The following is a 23,796-nucleotide window of genomic DNA, read 5'->3' as shown; positions in this document are numbered from 1 at the left end:
AACGTGCACACAACACAAGGAAAGTGCGCACTACTTGTCGCACAGCACACCAGCCAGTTCTTGCAATCCATTTCTCCACAACATCTGTTGGTCCTCCTAGCTGGTTGTTCTCCACTGAAACTTCGGCATCCAGCTTGCTCGCTTGCTGTCGACATCCGCGTCATTGTCGCTGCCTCCTCGCATTGCTTCTCCTGTTGGCTGCATCCTCAGTCCTCCAAGCAGCTGTTTGCTGCCGAGCACGCCAACGTACAGCCCCACTCCGGTGCACAGGCCAACATGGCGGTCTACCTGGCCGTGCTCAAGCCGGGCGACACCATGCTCGGCATGGACCTGACCCACGGTGGCCACCTGACCCACGGACACCCGCTCAACTACTCCGGCAAGGAGTTCGAGGTGGTGGCCTACGGTGTCGACCGCAAGACCGAGACCATCGACTACGAGCGGCTCCGGGAGCTGGCAGTCGAGCACAAGCCAAAGCTGATCGTCTGCGGCGCCTCCGCATACCCCCGAACCATCGACTTCAAACGGCTCCGGGCCATCGCCGACGAGGCCGGCTCGCTGCTCATGGCCGACATCGCACACATCGCCGGGCTGGTCGCAGCCGGGCTGCACCCGTCACCAGTGCCTCACTGCCACTTTGTGACCTCGACCACCCACAAGACCCTGCGGGGACCTCGCGGTGGCCTCATCCTGTGTGGTGAGGAGTGGGCCGAGAAGATCGACAAGGCAGTGTTCCCCGGTGTCCAGGGCGGACCACTCATGCATGTCATTGCCGCCAAGGCAGTGGCCTTTGCCGAGGCCCTCGAGCCAGAGTGGAAGGAGTACCAACAGCGGGTGGTCGAGAACTCGGCGGTGCTCTGGATAAAGCGCTTGGCGATAACATCACTTGGTAAACTATCCAGAAACTTCTTTCGATCGTCCTCCTCCAACTCCGTCAGTACATCAGCAGCTGTATCGTCATCCATCAGGAAGTACAGAAACTTCGCCTCTTCGATGCTTAACTCCTCATAAATCTCAGCTATATCTGCAGGGTGTAATTCTTCCAGAAGCTCAGAGATTGTACTTTCATTCTTAGCTTCAATCAGTTCCTGGAGATTATCAATATATTCTCTTGTTAATTCAAAATTCACCATAGCAAAGAGAATTAGGTATTAGTAATCGGATTATTCTGGATCATGCAAGTCAGCTCAATGAAATCGTCCACACTCATTTGCTCCGGACGGCGGGTCAGAAATTCATGGTCAGCAATCGCATCTTTATTAAAAGGAATTGCTTTAAGTGAATTTCTAATGGCCTTACGACGCTGATTAAAAATGGCTTTTACCACTTTAACAAACAATTTTTCATCGCATGGCAATGCTTTAACCTCATTACGTGTCAATCGGATAACGCCAGACTGTACTTTGGGCGGAGGATTAAAGACATGAGCGCCTACAGTAAACAAGTATTCAATTTTGTAAAAAGCTTGAAGCAAAACACTTAAAACACCATAAACTTTTGTTCCCGGGCCTGCTGCCAATCGTTCTGCTACTTCTTTTTGTAACATTCCTACAACCTCTGGTATTTGATTGCGATATTCAAATACTTTAAAAAATATCGGTCCTGATATATTATATGGAAAATTTCCTATTAGTGAGAAAGCATCCGGAAAGATCTCTTTCAAATCCAGTTTCAGGAAATCCTTAAAGAAGATTCGCCCATTTAATTCAGGATAATGAGCAGTCAGATATTCTACCGATTCACGATCCAGCTCGATCAATTTTAAATCTATTTCAGGTCGTTGAACAAGATACTGGGTTAATACACCTGTACCCGGACCAATCTCAATTACCTGCTTATTGGATGTTGAAAGACCACTAACAATTCGCTGGGCGATGTCCAAATCCGTAAGAAAATGTTGTCCTAAATGTTTCTTTGCTCTTACCATATCCCAGTCCATTATTAAAATATCACGATTCAGCCCACTTCTTGAGACCACTTTGGTCAAAGAAATACAAATTTGTATCTTTCGACGCTTATTCAGCGCGCAAAGGTAAGAAAACGTGACAAAAGCCGTTATGAAGATACCTAAAAATTTAAATTCGTTCAATCAGTGAAAAGATCCATCCCAAAGCTTATCCAATTTACTTTATTTCCGACCATTGGATTATTCATCATTTATCAATTATACAAAGATCAAAATGCTGAAGAAATACTCGGCGCACTTCGTAATGATGTTAATTATGGATGGATTGCTTTATCAATCAGTCTTGGATTACTAAGTCATGTTAGTCGCGCTATTCGATGGCAAATGTTAATTGAACCCATTGAAAAGAAAACCGGACTTATCAACACTTTTGGTGCTGTTATGACGGGTTATCTGGCCAACCTTGTATTCCCACGTATGGGAGAGGTATCACGATGCGGTGTCTTAAGTAAATATGAACGCTTGTCGTTTACACGAGTGGTTGGAACAGTTGTAGCGGAGAGATTAACAGACTTGTTTATGCTCCTTCTGATCACCATATTGGTTTTGGCGCTTCAGTTTGATTTACTGGGAGATTTTTTGCTTCGTACTCTTAAACTGGACTCAGTAAGTGAAATATTTCTATCTCCACTATTTTTTGGTTTACTTGCGTTGGCTGTTGTGTCTTTGTGGCTGGTTAAAAGATATGCAAAGCAATACAAAGCACTGATGTTCTTGAAAAACCTGATGATCAAATTCACTGAAGGTGTCAGTTCCATAAAAAAAATAAAGAACAAACCGCTGTTTATCTTTCATTCACTATTCATCTGGTTGATGTACTTTCTGATGATCTATGTATGCTTTTACAGTATGCCATCAACATCTTCTCTTGGTATTAACGCAGGTATCACCATTTTACTAACCGGAAGTCTTGGCATGATTGCTCCTGTGCAAGGAGGTATCGGAGCCTGGCATTTTATGGTTATCGCTACCTTAAAACTTTATGGTATCCCAACTGAAGAAGGTGGGGTATTTGCTTTAGTTGTTCATGCAGCCCAAAACCTGATGATAATTGGTGGTGGTTTATTAGCATTTGCTTTGTTGCCTGTATTTAACCGCACAAGAAATGAAAAAGCTGCCTTGGTTACGAATAGGTAAAGCCACTGTTTTAATTTTTTCGTGTGTTGCTTATGCTTATATTGCTCTTCGACTTATTCGTTTCGAGCACTGGCCAACTCTTCTTGCATCTGTTTCTTTTTCTGTTAAAACAGTTACTCTTTTAGGCATATTAACTGCTCTTTGGTTTATCAATTTAGGTTGTGAAACAAAGAGGTGGCAGATACTGATGAAACCCTTTACGAAGTTATCACTCTCAGAGGCATGGAAGCAGGTGATGGCCGGAACAACTACTGCCGTTGGGTCGCCATCGCGAATAGCCGAAATGGGGGGACGAATGGCTTTACTCCCAAAACGTAACAGAATGAATGCAGCCGTTATGACGACCGTTGGTGGTATTTTTCAAAACATGGTTATTCTTGTAGCAGGAGTAATATCGTTACTATTAGTTCCAAAACCTTCATTGACTTTCAATAACCAATTTAAATACCTGTTTCTTATTTTGTTACCTGTATTTATTGGTGCGGGTTTCGTTATTATATGGGCTTTCTATAAAGAAAAAGTGAAGTATTATTTCAGGACTCTGAAAGCATTAAGTAATCGTATTTTTTTCAAATTGCTTTTATGGACTGTCACGCGTTATTTAGTATATATCATTCAGCTATTTGTATGGTTGAATTTTTGGGGTATTCATGTTTCGTTTGTTAATTATCTGGCTCTTTCTACTCTTTACTTTTTCTTTATAACCATTTTACCATCGCATATTTTAATTGATATGGGGATCAGAGGTAGTGTTGCTATCTTCCTTTTTACTTCCATTTCAGCCAACACCCCCTTAATCTTACTGGCTACATTTAGTTTATGGATAACCAACGTGGTATTGCCAACCATTATCGGCAGTTACACTTTGCTTAAACATAGCCTTATAAAACAGAGACTTAAACAAAAAGAACTTTAAGAGATTTACGTTTTTTTAGAAATCTGCTTATCTTAGGTGCTTGATATTATTTGTTAATCAGAACAATCCTTGCAATGGAAAACTACATTCTTTCTTTGATTAAAGAAAATAACCGGGTTATTGTGCCAAATTTTGGTGCCTTTATAGTGGCAAAAGAAAACGGTTTTTCAGTCCTATTCAATAATTTTCTGAGCTTTAATGATGGACTTCTTGTTGACCATATTATTAAAGAGGAAAATATTGGCAGAGATGAGGCCGAAAAGAAGATTGACGAATATGTTGAAATGGTCAAGGCGAAATTGGACGAGAATGGCACTTACAACATTCCACAACTGGGAGCTTTTACTAAAGATGCCACAGGAATTCTTCGTTTTGAACAGTCAGAAGATTTAAATAAGGGTGGATTGCCTTCGACGGAAACGGTTAGTGCTGATAATGACGAATCGTTATTAGATATCGATCCAACTGATGAAATTACAGAAGAAACGCATACATCTGAAGTTTCAACATCTGAAACCAACTTAAATAAAACAACTCCAATTGCTGAGTTTGAAGAACCAAAGCCGGTTTTTGAACAATCCTCAGAAAAAATAGTTTCTACTCCTGTTTTTGAAGATGAAGATCAAAAAGTTGAGAAAGAGGAAAGCACTAACCAGGATACAGTGGCAATAGATAATAGATACTTGGAAGAAGATAATACTAAACGAAATCGTTCTGTTGCGATTTTTCTGATGGTTATACTGATTCCGCTTATTGGGTTCACCATATATTTCTTTTTCTTTCAAGACAATTCCCCTGAGGAAACTAAGGAAAAGTTAAGCTCAGAAATGAAAAGAACAGAACCTCAAAAGGTACCAGTAGAACCAACAATTGCAGCTGGTCAGATAGATGCAGGGCCATCAATAGAAAAGAAAGAACAACCTGCTGAAAAACCAGTAGAGAAAGTTGTTACAGAGTTAGAACCAGATGTCAAAAAGCCCCATCAGCTAATCGTTGGTAGTTTTAGTTCTGAAGTTAATGCAAACAAGATGGTTGATAACCTGAAACAAAAAGGCTATGATCAGGCGTTCTCATTTGCTCATAATAACCGTCACCTTGTAAGTCTCGAATCATTTGCTAAAGTGTATGAAGCTCAAGCCAGGCAGGAGCAGATATTGCAAAGCGACAAAATGGAAAGCTGGATAATCACTAAACGATAATAAATGATAGAGCCGGATAATTAATCCGGCTTTTGTTTGCCTATGAATGTCCTTTATTTCTTATTCCTTTTGCCACTTGTTGCTTACTCGGTACAAATAGTAAGCTGGTATATCATCTGGATAAGAACTGACGATTTTATTCCGGAAGAACGCTCAGTCAAGGACATCTCAGTAATAATTCCTTTTAAAGATGAATCAAGACATCTACCTGCATTGATTCATTCGCTAAATAGGCAATCTCACCAAAATTGGGAACTGGTGCTAATCAATGACCATTCTGAGGATGATAGTTTATGTCTGCTAAATCAATTGCTCCAACAGTTCAGCCACCCTTACAAGCTTATTAATGCGACAGGTCATGGAAAAAAGACTGCACTGCAGGAAGGGGTGAACGCTGTGTTAAATCCGGTTGTTGTAACAACAGATGCTGATTGTACCTTTCATCCAGATTGGTTGGCTACTCTGTCATCATATTATCAGCTGCACCAACCAGATCTCTTAATTGGACCTGTTGGTATCAGAAACTCCAAAGGTTTATTGTCCCGTTTTCAAGCGATCGACTTCGCAGCTTTGCAAATCAGTGGTGGAGCAGCCGCTTTAGCGAAGCAACCAATTATGTGTAATGGAGCTAATTTAATGTGTAGAAAAGATCTCTATCAAAGCACCAACTTACAAACAGAAATAGCATCTGGTGATGATATGTTTTTGCTGGAGTGGTTAAAGGAACAGGGTAAAGAAATTCACTATATAAAATCCAATAAAGCACTGGTTGAAACAGAGTCCATTACATCGTTAAAAGATTTTATCCAACAACGGGCACGATGGGCTGCCAAAGCACCAAAGTATAAAGACAAACAGATTATTCGCACAGGTCTTACTATAGCATTAAGCAATTTTATTATTGTACTTTGCCTGGTGTTCAGTATTTGGCTACCTGACTTTATAAAGGTGTTTTTATTTCTACTGACAGTAAAAAGTTTGTGCGACTTTATACTATTGAAGGCCGGATCAAGAACATTTCGAATTTCAATTTCACTCCTGGAAGTGCTTATATGGCAATTATTTTATCCGTTCTATTCCTTATCCGTTCTTGTTTATCCTTTGTTTTTTAAACTTAAGTGGAAATCACGAGCAATTGGTTAAGAGTTTAAGCGTGCAAAAATGTTTTTAGCAAGTACAAAAAAAGCAGCCGAGAAGCTGCTTTTATATTATTTCAGATTAATATCAACTCGCTTTTAAACGAGCTATATTAGCATGTTCCATTTTCTTTTTGGCAAAATCAAGTGATATTACCAATTCTTTTTCATCTCCTGAAGGAGCGTTAAACATGGCATCCATCATGATCGTTTCACATATCGAACGAAGCCCCCTGGCACCTAATTTAAACTCAACTGCTGTATCAACAACATATTCCAGTACTTCATCATCAAACTTCAGCTCAATGTTATCAATTTCAAATAACTTCTCGTATTGCTTGATGATTGAATTCTTTGGTTCTGTTAATATGCGTCGTAATATTTCACGGTTAAGTGGTTGCAGATATGTTAAAACAGGTAATCGACCGATAATCTCAGGGATCAATCCAAATGATTTCAAATCCTGAGGAGCAATGTACTGAAGCAAGTTTTCAGTATCTACTTTTTCATTCGATTTACTGGCCATGTAACCAACTACCTTGGTATTTAATCGCTGAGCAATTTTCCGTTCAATGCCATCGAAGGCACCACCGCAGACAAAAAGAATGTTCTTGGTATTTACCGGAATCATTTTTTGCTCAGGGTGTTTACGACCACCTTGAGGAGGAACATTAACGATTGAACCTTCCAGAAGCTTCAATAAACCTTGTTGTACTCCTTCTCCAGATACATCACGGGTAATTGATGGATTATCGCTTTTGCGGGCAATTTTATCGATTTCATCGATAAATACGATACCTTTCTCAGCTGCTTCAACGTTGTAATCGGCAGCTTGTAATAGACGTGTTAAGATACTTTCGATATCTTCCCCCACATAACCAGCTTCAGTTAGCACAGTAGCATCAACTATAGTAAATGGAACATGTAGCATTTTGGCTATTGTTCGCGCCAATAATGTTTTTCCGGTACCAGTCTCACCAACTAAGATGATGTTTGATTTCTCAATCTCAACTTCATCAGTACTACTTTTCTGCATTAATCGTTTGTAGTGGTTATAAACCGCTACCGAAAGGTATTTTTTGGCTGCTTCCTGACCAATCACATATTGATCAAGGAAGTTTTTAATCTCCAAAGGTTTTAAAAGCGTTATCTCATCAACATCAAAAGAGTTCTTCTTCTTAACTTCTTCATCCAAGATGGAATGCGCCTGTTCAATACAGCTATCACAGATATGTCCTGAAACACCGGCTATCAGCAAGTTTGTATCTTTTCTTTCCCTACCGCAAAATGAACATTTATCCATATTTCTATCCCTAGTAAAAAACACGAAATGCAGAGCCAACTAATAGCTGATTCTGCATCGCTTATTTCATTTAAATCAACTTATTTTTTTAAATTACGAACAAGAACTTCATCAATCATGCCGTAATCTTTAGCCTCTTCGGCTGTCATCCAGTAATCGCGATCAGAATCTTTCTCCACTTTCTTATAAGTATTACCTGAATGATCAGCAATTATAGTGTATAACTCTTTCTTTAATTTACCAATTTCACGTGCTGTGATTTCAATATCAGACGCCTGACCTTGTGCACCACCCATTGGTTGGTGAATCATGATGCGTGAATGCTTCAATGCAGTTCGCTTTCCTTTTGTACCGGCAGTTAATAGCACGGCACCCATTGAAGCCGCCATTCCTGTACAAATTGTAGCAACATCCGATGATATATACTGCATGGTATCATATATACCCAATCCGGCATATACAGAACCACCAGGAGAATTAAAGTAGATGGAAATATCCTTTGAAGGATCAGCCGACTCCAGATAAAGCAATTGTGCCTGAATAACGTTGGCTACATAATCATCAATCGGTAAGCCTAAAAAGATAATGCGATCCATCATCAATCGTGAGAAAACATCCATGCTGGCTACGTTCAACTGGCGTTCTTCGATAATAGTTGGTGAAATATAACTATTTGATATCGAAGTATATTGGTCCAAAGCAAGGCTGTTGATACCTAAGTGCTTTGTAGCGTATTTTTTAAAATCTTTTGGATCAATCATTTTCAAAAGTTTTTGTTAGAATGTGCTAATTTAACAATTTACTGCGAACTATCTCATAAACGTACAGAGATATACATTCATCTTAACACATAATGAACTTGTAAGTTCTTTGTATGATCGAAAATTATATACAAAATAGCCCCGACACAATCGAGGCTATCTGCTATTTTGACTGTTCAGTTATGTACTGAACTATTTTGTTTCAAATAACTTGTTGAAGTCATCACGAGAAATCTCTTTCTCTTCAATTTTAACTGTTTCTTTGATGAAAGCAATTACTTTTTCCTGCATAGCACCTTCAGCCATCTGACGACGCTGCTCTTCCTGCTTAATCATTTCCTGAGCATAGTTTTCCAGGTGTTCTTCTGGTACACTTGCCAGCCCATACTGCATGAATTGCATTTTAGCAGATTTCTTAGCGAACTCAATCACATCAGCTTCTTCAACTTTAATTTCGTTGTTTTTAATGATGTTGTTGCGGATCAACTGCCATTTCAAATCTTCTAAGAAACGTGGCATCTCAGTTTCCAGTGTCGCTTCATCTAATTTTTCGTTCTCGCGATTTGTGGCCAATAACCAACGCTTAAGGAAAGCTTCAGGGAAATCAACTTTTACTTTACCCATCAATTTCTCTTTTGCATCAACTGAGAAACGATATTCAGTTTCCATCTCTAAATTCTTAGTGATGTCTTCTTTAATACGAGCTTCAAACTCTTCTTCTGAATTTACAACACCCTCACCAAAAGCTTTATCAAATAGTTCCTGATTGATTTCAGCCTCAACAAACTCTGTAACTTCAGTTACTGTATATTGGAAATCACCAGTTAAAGCCTCAGCTTCTTCCTTGGTAATTTTTAGCATGTGTGAGATCTCAGTATCATTAGGGAAAGCTTTTTTAGGATCAAACACGATCACATCGCCAGCTTTAGAACCCATTAACTTTTGCTTCTCGTCTTCGTCTTTAACGATAGCCATTGATAATACTACATCTTCTGGAGCAATGCCACCTTCTTTTACTTCGCCATTCTCCAACTGAGCGAAGTTTCCTTTCACCAATGCTTTCTCAGTTGCTGCATCAATAACTTCTGATTTACCGAAACGACCGGTAACAGAATCTTTCTGCTGCTTAAACATCTCCTCTGAGATAGTTACATTGTAATAAGGTAACTTAATACGCTTGCTTAAACTTAATTCAAGCTCAGGAGCCAAAGCAATATCAAATGCAAAATCAAATTTCTCTGCATTGTCAAAATCAATTACTTCTTGTGTCTCTGAAGGAAGAGGTTCTCCAAGCAGATCAAGCTTTTCTTCAACAATGAAGTTGTGAATTTTTTCAGAAACCAGCTTGTTCACTTCATCAGCAATTACAGCTTTTCCGTACATTTTCTTAACAACACCCATTGGCACTTTACCAGCACGGAAACCCGGCATGTTAACACGCTTACGGTAGTCTTTAAGAACATTATCAACTCGGCCTGCGTAGTCCTCTTTCTCAACAGTTAATTTAATAACCGCGTTTAATGCATCAATGTTTTCCTTTGAAATATTCATTTCCTAAAGATTTAAAGTGAACCGCTCCTCAATTATTTACTCGAAATTAACAGAGGGTGGAATCTATTTTAATTTCACTATTTGTACAAACTTAAAAAACCGCCTCACCACCGAATTGAATCGTAAGTGAGGCGGTTTTAGTGCGGATGAAGGGACTCGAACCCCCACGCCCGAAGGCACTAGATCCTAAGTCTAGCGCGGCTACCAATTACGCCACATCCGCATTTCTTAGTTTCGCGGTGCAAAGATATATCCTTTTTCCTTGCTTCCAAATTTTTCTCTTAAAAAAATCAAAATTAATTCTCTGGCTCAAATTCACGTCGACGCAATTCGAAATCGTCTCCAAGGTATAATCGTTTCACATCCTCATCAAGTGCCAATTCCTCTGCTGTGCCGGCTTTCAATATCTTACCTTCAAAAAGCAGGTAGGCACGATCACAAATAGCCAGCGTTTCATGTACGTTATGATCCGTAATCAGAATGCCAATATTCTTATATTTCAATTTAGCTACGATCTCCTGAATGTCACGAACTGCTATAGGGTCAACTCCAGCAAAAGGCTCATCCAGTAAAATAAATTTAGGATTGATAGCTAAAGCACGAGCTATTTCAGTACGTCGACGTTCACCTCCTGATAACTGGATACCTAAACTTTTTCGAATGTGAGTTAAGCTAAATTCTTCCAGTAATTCTTCAAGACGATCTTTTTGATATTCTTTTGAAAAATCTGTCATTTGAAGAACAGCCCTGATATTATCCTCTACACTTAATTGACGAAAAACACTTGCTTCCTGTGCCAGGTAACCAATGCCTTTTTGTGCTCGTTTGTAAACAGGTGCATCTGTTATTTCTTCATCATTCAGAAATATCTTACCACTGTTTGGCGTTATCAATCCTACCATCATATAAAACGAAGTGGTTTTCCCCGCTCCATTTGGACCTAACAGACCTACGATCTCGCCTTGCTTTACATCAACCGAAACGCCTTTAACAACGGTACGGCTTTTATATTTCTTAATCAGTGTATCTGTATGTAATCTTAATGCTTCATTCATAATGCTATACTTTAGCAGGTTCGTCTGTCAGGTTCTTTTTTTCAAGTCGCTTGGCAATAACGATACCAGATTCGTATAATATAATTAAAGGAAAACACACCAATAATTGACTAATTACATCTGGCGGAGTAATTACAGCAGCAAGTAACAGGGCAACAACAATAGAGTGTTTTCGGTACTTTATTAAAAAGTCAGAGGTTACCAAACCAACTTTAGCCAGAAAGTAAATAAAGATTGGTAGCTCAAAGATAACTCCACCAGCCAGAACAATAGAAGTAATAGTACTGATATATGATCCAAGGTTGACTATATTTTCTACCTGACCACTTACCTGGTATGTTCCCAGAAAATGAACCGACAACGGACATATAATAAAGTAAGCGAACATTATTCCAATAGAAAATAAGGTTGAAGCAAAGAAAATGGCTCCCTTTGAATTGTTAATTTCATTCTGGTATAATGCCGGCCTCACGAATCGCCAAAATTCGAAGAATATATAAGGGAATGCTACTACAATACCAACAACCAATGAAACCCAAATGTGCGTAGTAAACTGTCCGGACATATTAATATTCTGCAGGTTTAACGGAGCCTGGTTAATACATAATAATGGCAGATTAAATCTGTCGGCCAGTTCACATAATAAGCGATTAGTGAAAAAATTCGGATTGGAGGGTGCTAAAATGATAGTATCAAAAACAATATTTTTAAATACAAAAGCCAGTATGGCGAATACAAGAACACTACCGAATGACCTTACCAAATGCCATCTTAAAACTTCCAGATGTTCCAAAAATGACATTTCCCTATTAGATTCCTCTGACATACAATTTCGTTAATAATTACACCAAAAAGCAAAAGTAGATGAATAGCCATTAACAAAATGTTAAAAATACTTAACATCAATGTGTTTAATGGCTTTATTTGCTTCATGCGAAGATAATATACCAATTGCTAACTTCAAACATTTTTGGTTATACCAAAGATATTATCTAACTTCATTCAAGATTGTAACAAAATAAGCTAATTTAAGTAGTATTATCTTACCGATATACATAATTATAAGCGGGATGTTTATATAGAAAACTAAAAGGTTTTTTATTTTTGTTGCAATCTATAAATCGAGGATAACAAGTACTGCGGAAGCAGTATAAATAGGGATTTTGTTATGGCAAAGCAGGTTGATCTGAATGCAAGCTTAAAGCGGCATTTTGGGTTTGATACCTTCAAGGGGAATCAAGAGGAGGTCATCAACAATGTATTAAAAGGGAATGACACATTTGTTTTGATGCCAACGGGTGGTGGTAAATCATTATGCTACCAACTGCCGGCTTTAATGATGGAAGGAACGGCGATCGTTATTTCACCACTAATTGCGTTAATGAAGAATCAGGTTGATGCCATGCGCAATTTTAGTGAGGACGACGGGATAGCGCACTTCCTTAATTCTTCCTTAACTAAAACAGCGATTAGTAAAGTTAAGGAGGATATTTTAGCAGGTAAGACCAAATTACTCTATGTCGCACCTGAATCTTTGACAAAGGAAGAAAATATCGACTTTCTTAAGCAGGTTAAAATTTCATTTTATGCGGTAGATGAAGCTCACTGTATTTCGGAATGGGGACATGATTTCAGACCCGAATACAGAAGGATTCGCCCCATAATCAGTGAAATCGGAGATTCACCTGTTATAGCATTAACAGCTACGGCCACTCCAAAGGTTCAGCACGACATTCAAAAAAACCTGGGAATGCTTAATGCCATGGTTTTTAAATCATCCTTTAATCGTCCGAACCTATATTATGAAGTGCGTCCAAAGATGCATGCTTCAAAGGAGATCATTAAAATCCTCAAAAATTATGCGGGTAAGTCTACTATTATATATTGTCTCAGTCGTAAGAAAGTAGAAGAATTAGCCGAGACTCTTGTTGTGAATGGTATAAAGGCATTGCCCTATCATGCAGGGATGGATGCTTCAACACGAGCCAAAAACCAGGATCAGTTCCTGATGGAGGAAACTGATGTGATTGTGGCTACAATTGCTTTTGGTATGGGAATTGACAAACCGGACGTTCGTCTGGTTGTTCATTACGATATACCGAAAAGCCTGGAAGGATACTACCAGGAAACAGGGCGAGCCGGTCGTGATGGTGGAGAAGGAAGGTGTATCGCATTTTATAGCTACAAGGACATTCAGAAATTAGAGAAGTTTATGCAGGGTAAGCCTCTGGCCGAACAGGAAATTGGTAAGCAACTTCTTTTGGAAACTGTAGCTTATGCCGAATCTTCAATTTGTCGAAGGAAAACCTTGTTGCACTATTTTGGAGAAAAATACGAAGTAAAAGATTGCGAGACTTGTGACAATTGTGTTAATCCTAAAGAGGAATTTGAGGCTAAAGACAATATCGTTCAACTGCTTAATACAATACTACTTCTTAAAGAAAGATTTAAATCAGATCATGTTATTAATGTACTGACCGGTAATGGCAATACGGCAATCAAATCATACAAGCATAACGAACTGGATGAATTTGGCTCAGGTGACGAGTTTGATGAGAAACATTGGAATGCGGTTGTACGACAGTCGTTGGTTCAAGGATTAATAATTAAAGACATTGAATCATATGGCTTACTGCATATAAGTAAATCAGGCCATGAATTTCTTAAAAAACCACATTCTGTCACGATGACGAAAGATCATGATTTTGATGTGGTGGAAGAAGAAACCAATACAGGCGGAACTGCTGCGGTAGATAATCAACTGTTTTCGATGTTGAAGGATTTGCGTAAAGAATTATCTAAGAGGCTTAACTTGCCTCCATTTGTTATCTTTCAGGATCCTTCACTGGAAGCTATGTCTACCTATTATCCGGTAACTATTGAAGAGTTACAAAACATTCCAGGAGTTGGAACCGGCAAGGCATCACGCTTTGGGAAGGAATTTGTTAAGTTGATTGGTAAGCATGTTGACGAGAATGAAATTGATCGTCCGATGGATTTGGTGGTTAAATCGGTTGCTAACAAATCGAAAAACAAAATTGCCATTATCCAAAGTATTGACAGGCAAATGCCTTTGGATGACATTGCGTCGTCAAAAGGACTGGATATGCCGGAGTTAATTAAAGAATTGGAATCTATTGTTTATTCAGGTACCCGGGTTAACATTGATTACTACATTGACCAGATCATGGACGAAGATCATCGGGACGACATCTTTTATTATTTTAAAGAGGATGCCGAAACGGATGAAATTCAGGCAGCTTTGGAGGAGCTGGGAGAGGATCAATACTCTGAAGAAGATGTAAGAATCGTCAGGATTAAGTTCCTGTCCGAAGTTGGAAATTAATCTAAACTAAATACAAAGGGAGCTCAGAGAGTTCCCTTTTTTACTATTTGTTTGTCGGATTATTACTTTTTTGCCCGATAAATTATCAATTCAATATCTTTTGGTCTCCTAAAATCTTCAATTGTTATTGCTTTTACACATGTGTTCATTACAAATCAACACGATTTTTAGATGATTTTATATCATTTTATAAGAATGTACCACTGAAAACCCAAAGTATGCACGCTGTATAGCAGTCTATAAGGTATTGTTTCTAAAATTCCAATTATTGATTAAAGTAATGCTATTTAAATATGGCATTATGTTTGGTTAAAATTATTTATTGAAATAATTTAGAAATATTAACATTCAAAATCTATTAAAATGTTATTAAAACGTGATGATATTGTTTAAATTTGTCGCTCATTCATAACTTAAAACGCGTACCAAAATGAAAGATGATATGCAAAAGAAGCAGAAACCTAGTAAGAAGGACCGGAAGGATATGATCCAGTACATCAATCTGCAACTGGCCTCAATTGGTCAGCCTTTGTACTATGATGCCTGTGACGCCGACACCAAATACTCTAACACTAAATTCCTTTCTTTAACCGAAGGATTAATTAATAGTTTCAAAGAGAAATCACGTTTGTTATCAGATCATCTATCACCAGCTGATACGCGTATTCAGAACTTTTTGAACACTTACTTAAGCGATGTTGATATTGACAAAGCTGAATATCGCCTACCAAATAAAACTTTCGTTCTTAACCAAAAAGGTTTGGCTCGTGAGGTGAGTTTACCACCAAATGCAAACGAGTTTAAAAGTGACCTGGTTAGTTCATACCGATTAAAGCAGGGTATATTAAATAACCCTGATAAAGATAAGCGTACTACAAAAGGAACATTCCACATTGTTGAAGGTGGATTACCAGTGCCTTTGGATAAAAAAGAAGTGCCAAAGATTGCTTTTGCTAACATGTTGAAAGCAGCTGTTAATCCTGATGACGATATGAACATATTACCTTTTACTTCTACACAGGAAGAGAAGGCTAAGACTATGGTGTCATTATTACTTCGTCCGGTTGTATGTCCTGAGGTTCCCGGTGTTATATCTGAAAAAAGCATGGAAGTTCGCTTTTTTGCGCCAGGTACATTAGTAAGTAACCTTGATTTCGTAGAGAACATCTTTGGTAACGCAGGTGACCATAACCTTGCTGAAAACGATTCTGCACTGGATATTGAGCATTGGACAGGTACAACAGGATGTATTATCCTTGCACCACAAATGACAAAGCTTAAGAAAAAAGATATTGGTCTTCCTCATTACGACGATGCAACCGAGCGTCAGCGTAACGATGGTATGTGCTGGAAGGATGAGAATGAGTTGTATAACGATGGTGGTGCTTTCAAAATTACCTGTCGTGATGACAATGGTGTTGTGGTAACCTTAATTGGCGACAACTACTACGGATACTCAAAGAAAGAGATTAAGACGCAGATCAGCTACTCAGCCAACATGATTGGTTTGGTTGAAGAAGAGCACGCTGGAGGTGCTATTGCTTACCCACGTGGAATTATGAGCGATAACGTATATGGTGAGCTTTTCTCTGAAAAATTAGAAAAATCTTATTCGTTCGATGAGGCCATGGCATTATTAGGCGACAGGGTAACTGTTTATCCCGAAGGCTATGCTGTAGATAAGAAATTCTCTAACATCACATACATTCAGGAGCACGCAACTATCGATATTGATAACAGCAAAGTTGTGTGGACTGTAAATGGTAAAGAAGAATCGTTAATACTTTCTCCTGAAAAGATTTATATTCACCCGTCAGGTCACAAATTCCAGTTGGCGAAACACCCGACTCAGCCAATGTGGCGTATTGTAAACACACAACCTGAGGGTATATTCTGTCACAAACCATGTACTGTATCTGGTGGTGGTAAGTCAGAGATTTCTAAGTCAATGCAAAATGCTATCCAGTATGGTACATTTAACATTGTGAACCTTGAAGAGGACTTCAAAGCAGCAGATGAAATCATTAACTACGATTTCTCTAACCGTTGGAAGAGTATCCGTCCTGATGCTGAGCCCTCACGTCCATTCTTGAGCCCAAAACGTGCTTTAGGTTCTGCTGTTAAGTTGTTAACGCCTTCTGAGACATATAGCGACGAGTACAATGAGTTCTTAAATGGTATTCCTTCGCACATTCGTTCATTGGTTCTATTCATTAAGCGTTTGTACCGTAACGAAAGTGAAAAAGGAAACTGGAAAGATTACATGTCAGTTGAATTTATCAACGGTCGTGAAGGAACTACTCTTCAGTACAAAAACAATAAAGTAACAGCAAGTTACGTACGTATTGGTTTTAATGAAGATGGTAACTGGTTGCTTCATAAGCTTCGTTCTGACTTTGTTCCTAGCCAGAAGATCCAGATGGAAGATGATATCTCAGCAACAATTGTTTTACCCGCCAGTCAGTTAAGCAACTTGAATGCTGAGTACAAGAATAAGAGTTATAAAGTAGTTACTAACTGTGAGAGTCACCTGTTCCAGCGTCCTGATGAAGCGATTATCCGCGGATACGATAAAGGAGCTGAGAAAGATATTGTGACTGACGGTACTTTCTTAACTAACTACGAGCCATTAACTAAGAAGGATGCGATTGCTTTGTATGAGGATGCAATTAACTTCGACAAATATACGCAGCCTGTCAAGGATTTGTTGATGAAGGTGATCAACAGCGAAAAAGATGGTTACTTCGTTGTTCCTTCGCACACACGTATTGTTGACGGAACTCCAACCAACAACCCACGTTATCTTGAGCGTAACATCTTTAAGGATGATATTATCGATAACTACCTTGGTGAAGTTGGTGTACGTTTATTCCGTAAGATCAAGTCAGAAGAGCCTGTTATTGACGTGGTAAATGCAGTATTACCAGGTCGTCGTAATAACCCGGCTGATAAGAAAAATGGTATTCGTCCATTGGCGGTTTACAACCCAATTCACTATCAAGAGCTTCCTGAATTATTCATGGACTTTATCTGTAGTTTAACAGGTAAATCGCCATCAACAACAGGGGCAGGTTCAGAGGGTGCATTAACTAAGGGGCCTTTCAACATGTTAGTTCCTACAACAGACTTAAACAATGCCTTATTATCATACATATTAACTGAATATCAAGGTTTCAGTTCGGCAGCAGGTTACGTTGGACAGAACCGTTTCGACCACGATATCTCAATCTTAATTCCTGAGATATGGGCTCGTTTAGTACCGGAAGATCGTGATCCTAAGTTGCTAATCGAAAATGGTTCACTTGAGAAGTTGGAAGACTTTGAACACAATGGTCAGAAAGTATTGGCCAGCCGCTTGGGTTACCGTATTACTGAGAACTTTGCTTTCCGCTGTATGAACCGCTTGTTTGACGAGCCATTAGCTGTATTTAACGAGCAAATGTTGAAGCCTGAACTTCAGGGAATGGAAGATTATGTAGATGGGATCAACAATATTGTTGAAGCACAGCAAAAAGTTGCCCAGCGCTACTTCGAAGAAGGATCAGTAGATGGTGCGATTCCTCCGTTGAAAATCTTACTTCACATTATGGCTTATGGTGAGTACGAAGGAAAAGAGATCAGCCATCCTGAATTACGCAAGTACTTCGACCGTGAGTATGTTATCAATAGCGATTGGTACAAAGAGCGTTTAGCATTGAAGCAGGAAAAAGAAGTAGCATTCCGCAAAGAGCAGATTGCATACCTTGAGAACTTTGCTGCAAATGGCGAAAATGCAGAGATCAAGTCTGATTTAGATATCGAAGGGCGATTGGCTAAAGCACAAGAGTACTTGGCTTACGCTACTTCAGAAGCGTATCTGAAAGACCTGAAAGGAACTATTGGTGCCGATGTTATTTACAGAGGATAAATACACTAAGGTTATTCATTACAATACACAAACAGATGAGAGGCTGCCGTTCGGTAGCCTCTTTTTTTGTCATCATTGATGATTTATTAGTATTATCTTAAGGTTAAGTTTACAGAACAGGTAAAAGCGCGCAGTAATTTTAGTGCCTCAGGAATTAGTGAATAACCTAAACATAAAACCATGCAACGAGGAACCATGCGCTTTCGATTTGCCATCCTAACAGTTCTTTTAGTAATCACTTTTAGCGCCATTGGCATTTACACTCATTTTTCGCTTAACAGTTTGCAGAATAACAACCTGATTGAGAATCGTATTCATGAATTAGAATCTTTAATGCTGCAAATGCGCCGCAACGAGAAGGATTTTCTGGCGCGTGCTGTTACAGATCCTCAATTCTATAAAACGAATGATCATAAATACCTGAAGCGTTTTTCAAAGAACATGGATACCTCTATTTCAATATGCGAGGAACTTATGGAACAGGATATCATCATTAGCAATAACATGGTGCCGATGATTGATTCCATTCATCAGTCATTGACTAATTACCAGGGTATTTTTATGCAAATAAAAGCAACAGCATTTCAAAAAGGATTTAAAGATTATGGATTGGTTGGTGAAATGCGGGAGGCGATACACAACATTGAAAGCACCTTAAAACAATACAACCATGATCATCTGATGGTGTTTATGCTGATGGGACGTCGGCATGAAAAGGATTTTCTACTCAGGCACGATTTAAAATATAAACAGAAGTTCACCGATAATGCCGCTGCCTTTGAACGTGCAATTAATCGCTCAAACTACAATAAAGTTGCAAAGGAGGAAATGCTGGACTTATTGAAAAATTATCAATCAACTTTTATGACTATGGTTGATAAGCAACTGGAGCTTGGCTTAGACGAAAAAAGTGGTTTGTTGGGTCAATTAAGAAGCGAAGTGCACCAGGTTGAACCTATTATCGGAAGAGCCAAAACAGCACTGCTTAGTAGTCTGGCCCGAAACTCCTGGTCTACCCGCTGGTGGATTATCAGCTTTATAACTGTGGGTGCCACCTTGGTGGTTGCTTTTAGTATTTTCATCTTAAAAGGTGTCAGGAAGATGCTGGGCGCTGAACCATATGAAGTGGCGCAGATAGCAGCTCAGGTGGCTGATGGAAACCTGATGATCCATGATGATCTGAAAGGTAAGGCAACTGGTGTGCTGCATACTTTTGTTATCATGGTGGAAACGCTTAAAACACTGATGAAAGAGGTTTCAGAAGTTGTAACGGAGCTCAACCAAACGTGTCATTCACTGGAATCAAGCTCTGAAAAGATTGCCCACGGCGCACAAACACAGGCCAGTTCATATGAAGAAATCGCGACTTCGATGGAGGAGATCAATTCCAATGCGCAGCAAAATTCTATGAATTCACAAAATACCTTTAAGGCATCGCACGAGGCAAGCAACGAGCTGGAACAGGTAAAGGGCAAAGCGGGCGACTCATACGAAATTGTTAAAACCATAAGCGATAAGGTTAAGGTTATTACCGAAATTGCTGACCAAACCAATATTTTAGCCTTAAATGCAGCCGTTGAAGCATCGCGTGCCGGTAATCAGGGAAGAGGTTTTGCAGTTGTGGCCCAGGAGGTAAAAATACTAGCGGAGCGTACCCGCGAGGCTGCTCAGGAAATCGTAAGTATGTCGCAGGAGAGCCTTGATGTTTCCACATTGACAACCAATAGCCTGTTTAAGCTTATACCATCGGTGAAGAAAAATGCTGACCTGATTGAAGAGATTGCTGTATCGAGCAATGAACAGTCCAACGGCGTTCAGCAGGTTACTTCAACTTTGCAGCAAATTAATCACATCACCCAGGAAAATGCAGTTGCATCCGAGAAGATGATCATGACGGTTAACCAGTTAAATGAGCAATCCATCAGATTAAAGGGAGTTTTAGAACATTTTAAGATCAGGAATTAAGGAAGTTGAGAGTTGAGGGTTTAGAGTTAAAATTGGTTTACGGATCGAATCTTTATTGCCGTCATATAAGTAAAGATTCGATCCATAAATCGCCTGTCTTACTAATACAATCCGGACATATGGAGAGTTTTGGGTTTAGAGTTAGGGGTTGGGAACAGTGGTCATGTGTAAAACCTTAAAGAATAGGTGAGAGGTAGCTTTCAACCGGCTAAGCGGATTACCCACTAAGCCGATGTTTAAATTCGTAAATACTACTCCAGAAGCTCAGACCTGTCAGGTTTTTAAAACCTGACAGGTCTCTTGTCTTAATCTGCATGTTACTACCAACTAAGTAGGAGATCAGTTTAGCAGATCTATTAAGAGATAAGTCCCACGAACTAAACACTTTTAAAATCAACCCGCTTATAATTGTTCAACTTTTATAAATAATTAATTAAACATTTATATCTTCGCATCGATTTTTGGTATAACTATTCTATCAGATTAGTTAGTAAGGGAATCAGGTGAAAATCCTGAACAGTACCCGCTGCTGTAATCCCAAGTCACTATTGTGACACATGCTTTTACACTGCATCCACTATTGGTTATTGACCGATGGGAAGGAAGTAAAAGTTGGGAAAGTCAGAAGACCTGCCAGAATGGAATTCATGTAGCTTTCGGGAGTTAAAGCAATACACGGAAAGGCAATCCATGGCACGTCCTACCTGTATTTATTATTCCATCATGCTACAAATATTATTAACCCGGTAATGGACTATAATATTAGTCGATTGCTGATAACCTGAGTTCGATGTAAAATTTTGGATTCAGAACGCTTATAAGAAGTAAGGTTCAAGTGTAAATGATGAAAGAATAGAGGACTATTTTGAATCATTTAGACGGAGAAGATTACTGTTTATAAGTGGTTTTGCAAAGATTTTGCTTAAAAACCAGATTTACAGCATTAAACTCTATCGCAATACCGATAGCACTCGGTATTCGATTAAAATTATGCCTTGTAAATCAGATTTTTATTGCAATCTGATCTCAAAATTTAAGTTGATCTCAGGTTAAATCTATTTGTAAAATGAAACAGACTAAACTAAGCGTAATTACAAAGATCAGCGCTTTAATGACCTTGCTGTTGATGATAAGCAATGTTGTTTATGCCAGTAAAAACGAACAAAAGGCCAGCATTAGCGGTATTGTCAAACACAATTCTGAGCCGGTTCCCTATGCAGTTGTTATTATTAGCAATACAACATTGGGAACAGTAGCCAATGCGGCTGGTGAATTTGAATTAAATGAACTACCTACAGGACAATTTACCATTAAAGCCCAATCGATGGGTTATAAGCCGGAGGAAAAGACGATAACCTTAAAATCAGGGCCCAACAAATCCATAGAATTTATGTTGGAAGAAGATGCTTTTGGATTAGACCAAGTAGTGGTAACAGCCGATAGAAATGAACAAACCCGGCGAACGGCTTCAACCATTGTGAATCGCTTAACCAATCAAACAATGAAAAATGTTCAGCCCATTGTGGTGAGCGATGCCCTGAGCTATGTGCCAGGCCTACGCACCGAAACCAATTGCCAGAATTGTGGCATGGTGCAAGTGCGCATGAATGGTCTGGAAGGTCACTATTCGCAAATACTGATTAACAGCCGGCCAATTTTCTCAGGCCTTGTAAGCGTATATGGATTGGAGCTAATTCCGACCGCTATGATCGAACGTGTTGAAGTAACGCGTGGTGGCGGATCAGCACTTTACGGCAGTAATGCCATTGCCGGAAGCATCAACATCATCACAAAAGATCCCATTCAAAACAGCTATGCAGCAGAGCTACAATCTGGTGCAATAGGTGTTGGTTTAGATGGTACTGAATCGGTAAGTGAAACCGCGGCCAGGTTTAACGCCTCAATGGTATCTGATAATAAAAAAACCGGGATGGCCCTTTTCGGTAGTTTGCGCGAGCGCGATCCTTTCGATGTCAATGGCGATGATTTTTCGGAGCTGATGCAGTTAAAAAATCTGGCTTTTGGTACCCGTTTGTACCATCGTCCATCCTACCGTAGTAAAGTAGTGTTCGACTTCTTTCGTATTGACGAAGAACGGCGTGGCGGCAACCGTTTTGATGAGCTATACCATATGGCAGACTTAACAGAGGCGGTCGAGCATAAAATAACAACGGGAGCCGTTAACTATGAGTATTTTATGGGCCAAACAAGTCATTTAAGTGTTTTTGCATCTGCACAAGATGTTGATCGTGCATCTTACTATGGAGCCAATCAGTCGCTGACAGACTATGGGCAAACAGACGGATTAACCTACACTATTGGTTCCCAATTTAAATCTGATTTTGGCTTCAATAGTTTGCTGGCAGGTATTGAGTTGGTGGGTGACCAGCTAAAAGATCAGAAGCTGGGATACCCTGACTACGATAAGCCAATATGGGATGATGATAAAATAACGGGATTTGAACAGGCACCTAATACAACAGTTGCCAACCAGGATAAAACAATTTATGGTGCTTTTATGCAATACAACCGACGCATAGGTGTATTGAAGCTATCCGGCGGTTTTCGTTACGATATTTACGATATTAAAGACAATGTGCATGGTACCGGTGATTGTGAGGGTAATGTGATTAGTCCGAGGTTTAACGTTTTGTGGGATGTTTTACCCAATCTTCAGGCACGTGCATCCTATTCGCAAGGCTACCGTGCTCCCCAGATATTTGACGAAGATCTTCATATAAGCGCCTCGGCAACACGGCAGGTGATTCATAAAAATACTGAAGGATTAGAGGTAGAGACCAGTCATAGTTACATGGCATCATTGGACTATAATCAACAATTTGGTCCGTTTAACTTCTCATTATTAGCCGAGGGGTTCCATACATACCTGGATAATGCTTTTGTAGCCATACCTGGCGATGTAATTGACGGCACTGTTACTTACCTGCGCACCAATGCTCCCGACGGGGCTTATGTGCAGGGAGTTAACTTCGAATCCACAGTCTCGTATTTTAACGCCCTTACCTTAAACGCTGGTTTTACCGTTCAGCGCAGCAAATATAAAGAGCCACAAGAGTTGGGTACAACAGACTTTCTGCGAACGCCCGATCATTATGGATTTTTCACTCTGAACTGGCAAGCAGGCCATCACCTGAACCTGATTGCTACCGGACAATACACTGGTAAAATGCCAATCGCTTATTACGATCAATCGATAACCGACGATGATTATGAAGGTGAACTAAGGCATACACCGCAGTTTTTCGATTTTGGAATAAAGGCCGAATACGAAATAAATATCGCAGGATTACCGGTTGAACTCTTTGCAGGTGTCAAAAACCTGTTTAATAGCTTTCAGGATGATTTTGAAACAGGCGTTGAACGTGATCCAACATACATTTATGGGCCTGCTCTGCCTCGCACTGTTTACGGAGGTATTCGTATAGCCGGCATTACGCAGTAAGTTTTTTACACAGAGGTCCGGCTTAGACGATCTGCCACTAAGCTGGGCCTTAAAATTCGATCCATAAACTACTTCAGAGGTATGCCGCTAC

The 23,796-nt window shown here is 39.5% G+C and carries 15 protein-coding genes, 1 tRNA gene, 1 pseudogene and 1 riboswitch; of the genes and pseudogenes, 9 read left to right on the top strand and 8 right to left on the bottom strand.

Features of this window, described 5'->3' with window-relative positions:
- Window positions 1–3 precede the first annotated feature (3 nt).
- Entirely contained in the window at window positions 4–1,011 is a 1,008-nt protein-coding gene (glyA, locus tag AC4MRQ_RS16520; protein WP_491198805.1) for a serine hydroxymethyltransferase, read from the top strand.
- Here the strand turns inward: glyA and AC4MRQ_RS16515 are convergent.
- Together AC4MRQ_RS16515 and rsmA are read right to left on the bottom strand one after the other, a co-directional pair.
- Window positions 930–1,133 (bottom strand): annotated as a pseudogene (locus AC4MRQ_RS16515) (magnesium transporter MgtE N-terminal domain-containing protein); the annotation flags it as partial. The gene glyA and the pseudogene AC4MRQ_RS16515 sit on opposite strands and share 82 nt — an antisense overlap.
- An 11-nt stretch (window positions 1,134–1,144) precedes the next feature.
- Complete coding sequence (gene rsmA / locus AC4MRQ_RS16510) at window positions 1,145–1,978, bottom strand: 16S rRNA (adenine(1518)-N(6)/adenine(1519)-N(6))-dimethyltransferase RsmA (RefSeq protein ID WP_491198804.1); 834 nt, start codon at window positions 1,976–1,978, stop codon at window positions 1,145–1,147.
- A gap of 114 nt (window positions 1,979–2,092) precedes the next feature.
- Here rsmA and AC4MRQ_RS16505 point away from each other — a divergent pair, with 114 nt between their 5' ends.
- From AC4MRQ_RS16505 to AC4MRQ_RS16490, 4 genes are all read left to right on the top strand, one after another.
- Window positions 2,093–3,103, top strand: coding sequence for a lysylphosphatidylglycerol synthase transmembrane domain-containing protein (locus AC4MRQ_RS16505; protein WP_491198803.1), 1,011 nt, complete (start codon window positions 2,093–2,095; stop codon window positions 3,101–3,103).
- On the top strand, window positions 3,072–4,019 hold the full coding sequence (locus AC4MRQ_RS16500; protein WP_491198802.1) for a hypothetical protein: 948 nt from the start codon (window positions 3,072–3,074) through the stop codon (window positions 4,017–4,019). Before AC4MRQ_RS16505 ends, AC4MRQ_RS16500 begins: the two co-directional genes overlap by 32 nt.
- A gap of 74 nt (window positions 4,020–4,093) precedes the next feature.
- Window positions 4,094–5,218 carry an SPOR domain-containing protein gene (locus AC4MRQ_RS16495; RefSeq protein WP_491198801.1) on the top strand — a complete coding sequence of 375 codons (1,125 nt, stop codon included), beginning with the start codon at window positions 4,094–4,096 and terminating at the stop codon, window positions 5,216–5,218.
- Between the two features lie 42 nt (window positions 5,219–5,260).
- Complete coding sequence (locus AC4MRQ_RS16490; protein ID WP_491198800.1) at window positions 5,261–6,361, top strand: glycosyltransferase; 1,101 nt, start codon at window positions 5,261–5,263, stop codon at window positions 6,359–6,361.
- Window positions 6,362–6,442: 81 nt separating this feature from the next.
- On the opposite strand, the gene clpX is transcribed toward AC4MRQ_RS16490, so the two are convergent.
- The 6 genes from clpX to tatC form a co-directional block, all read right to left on the bottom strand.
- Complete coding sequence (gene clpX, locus AC4MRQ_RS16485) at window positions 6,443–7,657, bottom strand: ATP-dependent Clp protease ATP-binding subunit ClpX (RefSeq protein ID WP_491198799.1); 1,215 nt, start codon at window positions 7,655–7,657, stop codon at window positions 6,443–6,445.
- A gap of 80 nt (window positions 7,658–7,737) precedes the next feature.
- Window positions 7,738–8,418: an ATP-dependent Clp endopeptidase proteolytic subunit ClpP gene (gene clpP, locus AC4MRQ_RS16480; RefSeq protein WP_491198798.1), complete on the bottom strand. Its 681-nt coding sequence runs from the start codon at window positions 8,416–8,418 to the stop codon at window positions 7,738–7,740.
- 192 nt (window positions 8,419–8,610) lie between these two features.
- A complete protein-coding gene (tig, locus tag AC4MRQ_RS16475) occupies window positions 8,611–9,969 on the bottom strand; it encodes a trigger factor (protein ID WP_491198797.1) in 1,359 nt (452 codons plus the stop codon).
- A 141-nt stretch (window positions 9,970–10,110) separates the two neighbouring features.
- Window positions 10,111–10,192: transfer RNA gene (locus tag AC4MRQ_RS16470), tRNA-Leu, on the bottom strand.
- 73 nt (window positions 10,193–10,265) lie between these two features.
- Window positions 10,266–11,024, bottom strand: coding sequence for an LPS export ABC transporter ATP-binding protein (gene lptB / locus AC4MRQ_RS16465; protein WP_491198796.1), 759 nt, complete (start codon window positions 11,022–11,024; stop codon window positions 10,266–10,268).
- A 4-nt stretch (window positions 11,025–11,028) separates the two neighbouring features.
- On the bottom strand, window positions 11,029–11,850 hold the full coding sequence (gene tatC, locus AC4MRQ_RS16460; RefSeq protein WP_491198795.1) for a twin-arginine translocase subunit TatC: 822 nt from the start codon (window positions 11,848–11,850) through the stop codon (window positions 11,029–11,031).
- Window positions 11,851–12,192: 342 nt separating this feature from the next.
- On the opposite strand from tatC, the gene recQ reads away from it, so the two are divergent.
- From recQ to AC4MRQ_RS16440, 4 genes are all read left to right on the top strand, one after another.
- Entirely contained in the window at window positions 12,193–14,370 is a 2,178-nt protein-coding gene (gene recQ / locus AC4MRQ_RS16455; protein WP_491198794.1) for a DNA helicase RecQ, read from the top strand.
- A gap of 430 nt (window positions 14,371–14,800) precedes the next feature.
- Window positions 14,801–18,277, top strand: a complete 3,477-nt coding sequence (locus AC4MRQ_RS16450) for a PPi-type phosphoenolpyruvate carboxykinase family protein (protein ID WP_491198793.1) — start codon at window positions 14,801–14,803, stop codon at window positions 18,275–18,277.
- 180 nt (window positions 18,278–18,457) lie between these two features.
- Complete coding sequence (locus tag AC4MRQ_RS16445; protein WP_491198792.1) at window positions 18,458–20,242, top strand: methyl-accepting chemotaxis protein; 1,785 nt, start codon at window positions 18,458–18,460, stop codon at window positions 20,240–20,242.
- A gap of 445 nt (window positions 20,243–20,687) precedes the next feature.
- A riboswitch (cobalamin riboswitch) is annotated at window positions 20,688–20,894 on the top strand.
- Between the two features lie 414 nt (window positions 20,895–21,308).
- On the top strand, window positions 21,309–23,705 hold the full coding sequence (locus AC4MRQ_RS16440) for a TonB-dependent receptor (protein ID WP_491198791.1): 2,397 nt from the start codon (window positions 21,309–21,311) through the stop codon (window positions 23,703–23,705).
- Window positions 23,706–23,796: the final 91 nt, after the last annotated feature.

The organism is Carboxylicivirga sp., assembly GCF_982718395.1.
Note: the sequence above shows the minus strand (reverse complement) of the source record. Positions and strands in the feature narration are given on the sequence as shown.

Coding starts and splice junctions, on each gene's coding strand:
- AC4MRQ_RS16500 (WP_491198802.1), top strand. CDS start 3,072: ATGAAAAAGCTGCCTTGGTTACGAATAGGTAAAGCCACTGTTTTAATT.
- AC4MRQ_RS16495 (WP_491198801.1), top strand. CDS start 4,094: ATGGAAAACTACATTCTTTCTTTGATTAAAGAAAATAACCGGGTTATT.
- AC4MRQ_RS16490 (WP_491198800.1), top strand. CDS start 5,261: ATGAATGTCCTTTATTTCTTATTCCTTTTGCCACTTGTTGCTTACTCG.
- clpX (WP_491198799.1), bottom strand. CDS start 7,657: ATGGATAAATGTTCATTTTGCGGTAGGGAAAGAAAAGATACAAACTTG.
- clpP (WP_491198798.1), bottom strand. CDS start 8,418: ATGATTGATCCAAAAGATTTTAAAAAATACGCTACAAAGCACTTAGGT.
- tig (WP_491198797.1), bottom strand. CDS start 9,969: ATGAATATTTCAAAGGAAAACATTGATGCATTAAACGCGGTTATTAAA.
- lptB (WP_491198796.1), bottom strand. CDS start 11,024: ATGAATGAAGCATTAAGATTACATACAGATACACTGATTAAGAAATAT.
- tatC (WP_491198795.1), bottom strand. CDS start 11,850: ATGTCAGAGGAATCTAATAGGGAAATGTCATTTTTGGAACATCTGGAA.
- recQ (WP_491198794.1), top strand. CDS start 12,193: ATGGCAAAGCAGGTTGATCTGAATGCAAGCTTAAAGCGGCATTTTGGG.
- AC4MRQ_RS16450 (WP_491198793.1), top strand. CDS start 14,801: ATGAAAGATGATATGCAAAAGAAGCAGAAACCTAGTAAGAAGGACCGG.
- AC4MRQ_RS16445 (WP_491198792.1), top strand. CDS start 18,458: ATGCAACGAGGAACCATGCGCTTTCGATTTGCCATCCTAACAGTTCTT.
- AC4MRQ_RS16440 (WP_491198791.1), top strand. CDS start 21,309: ATGAAACAGACTAAACTAAGCGTAATTACAAAGATCAGCGCTTTAATG.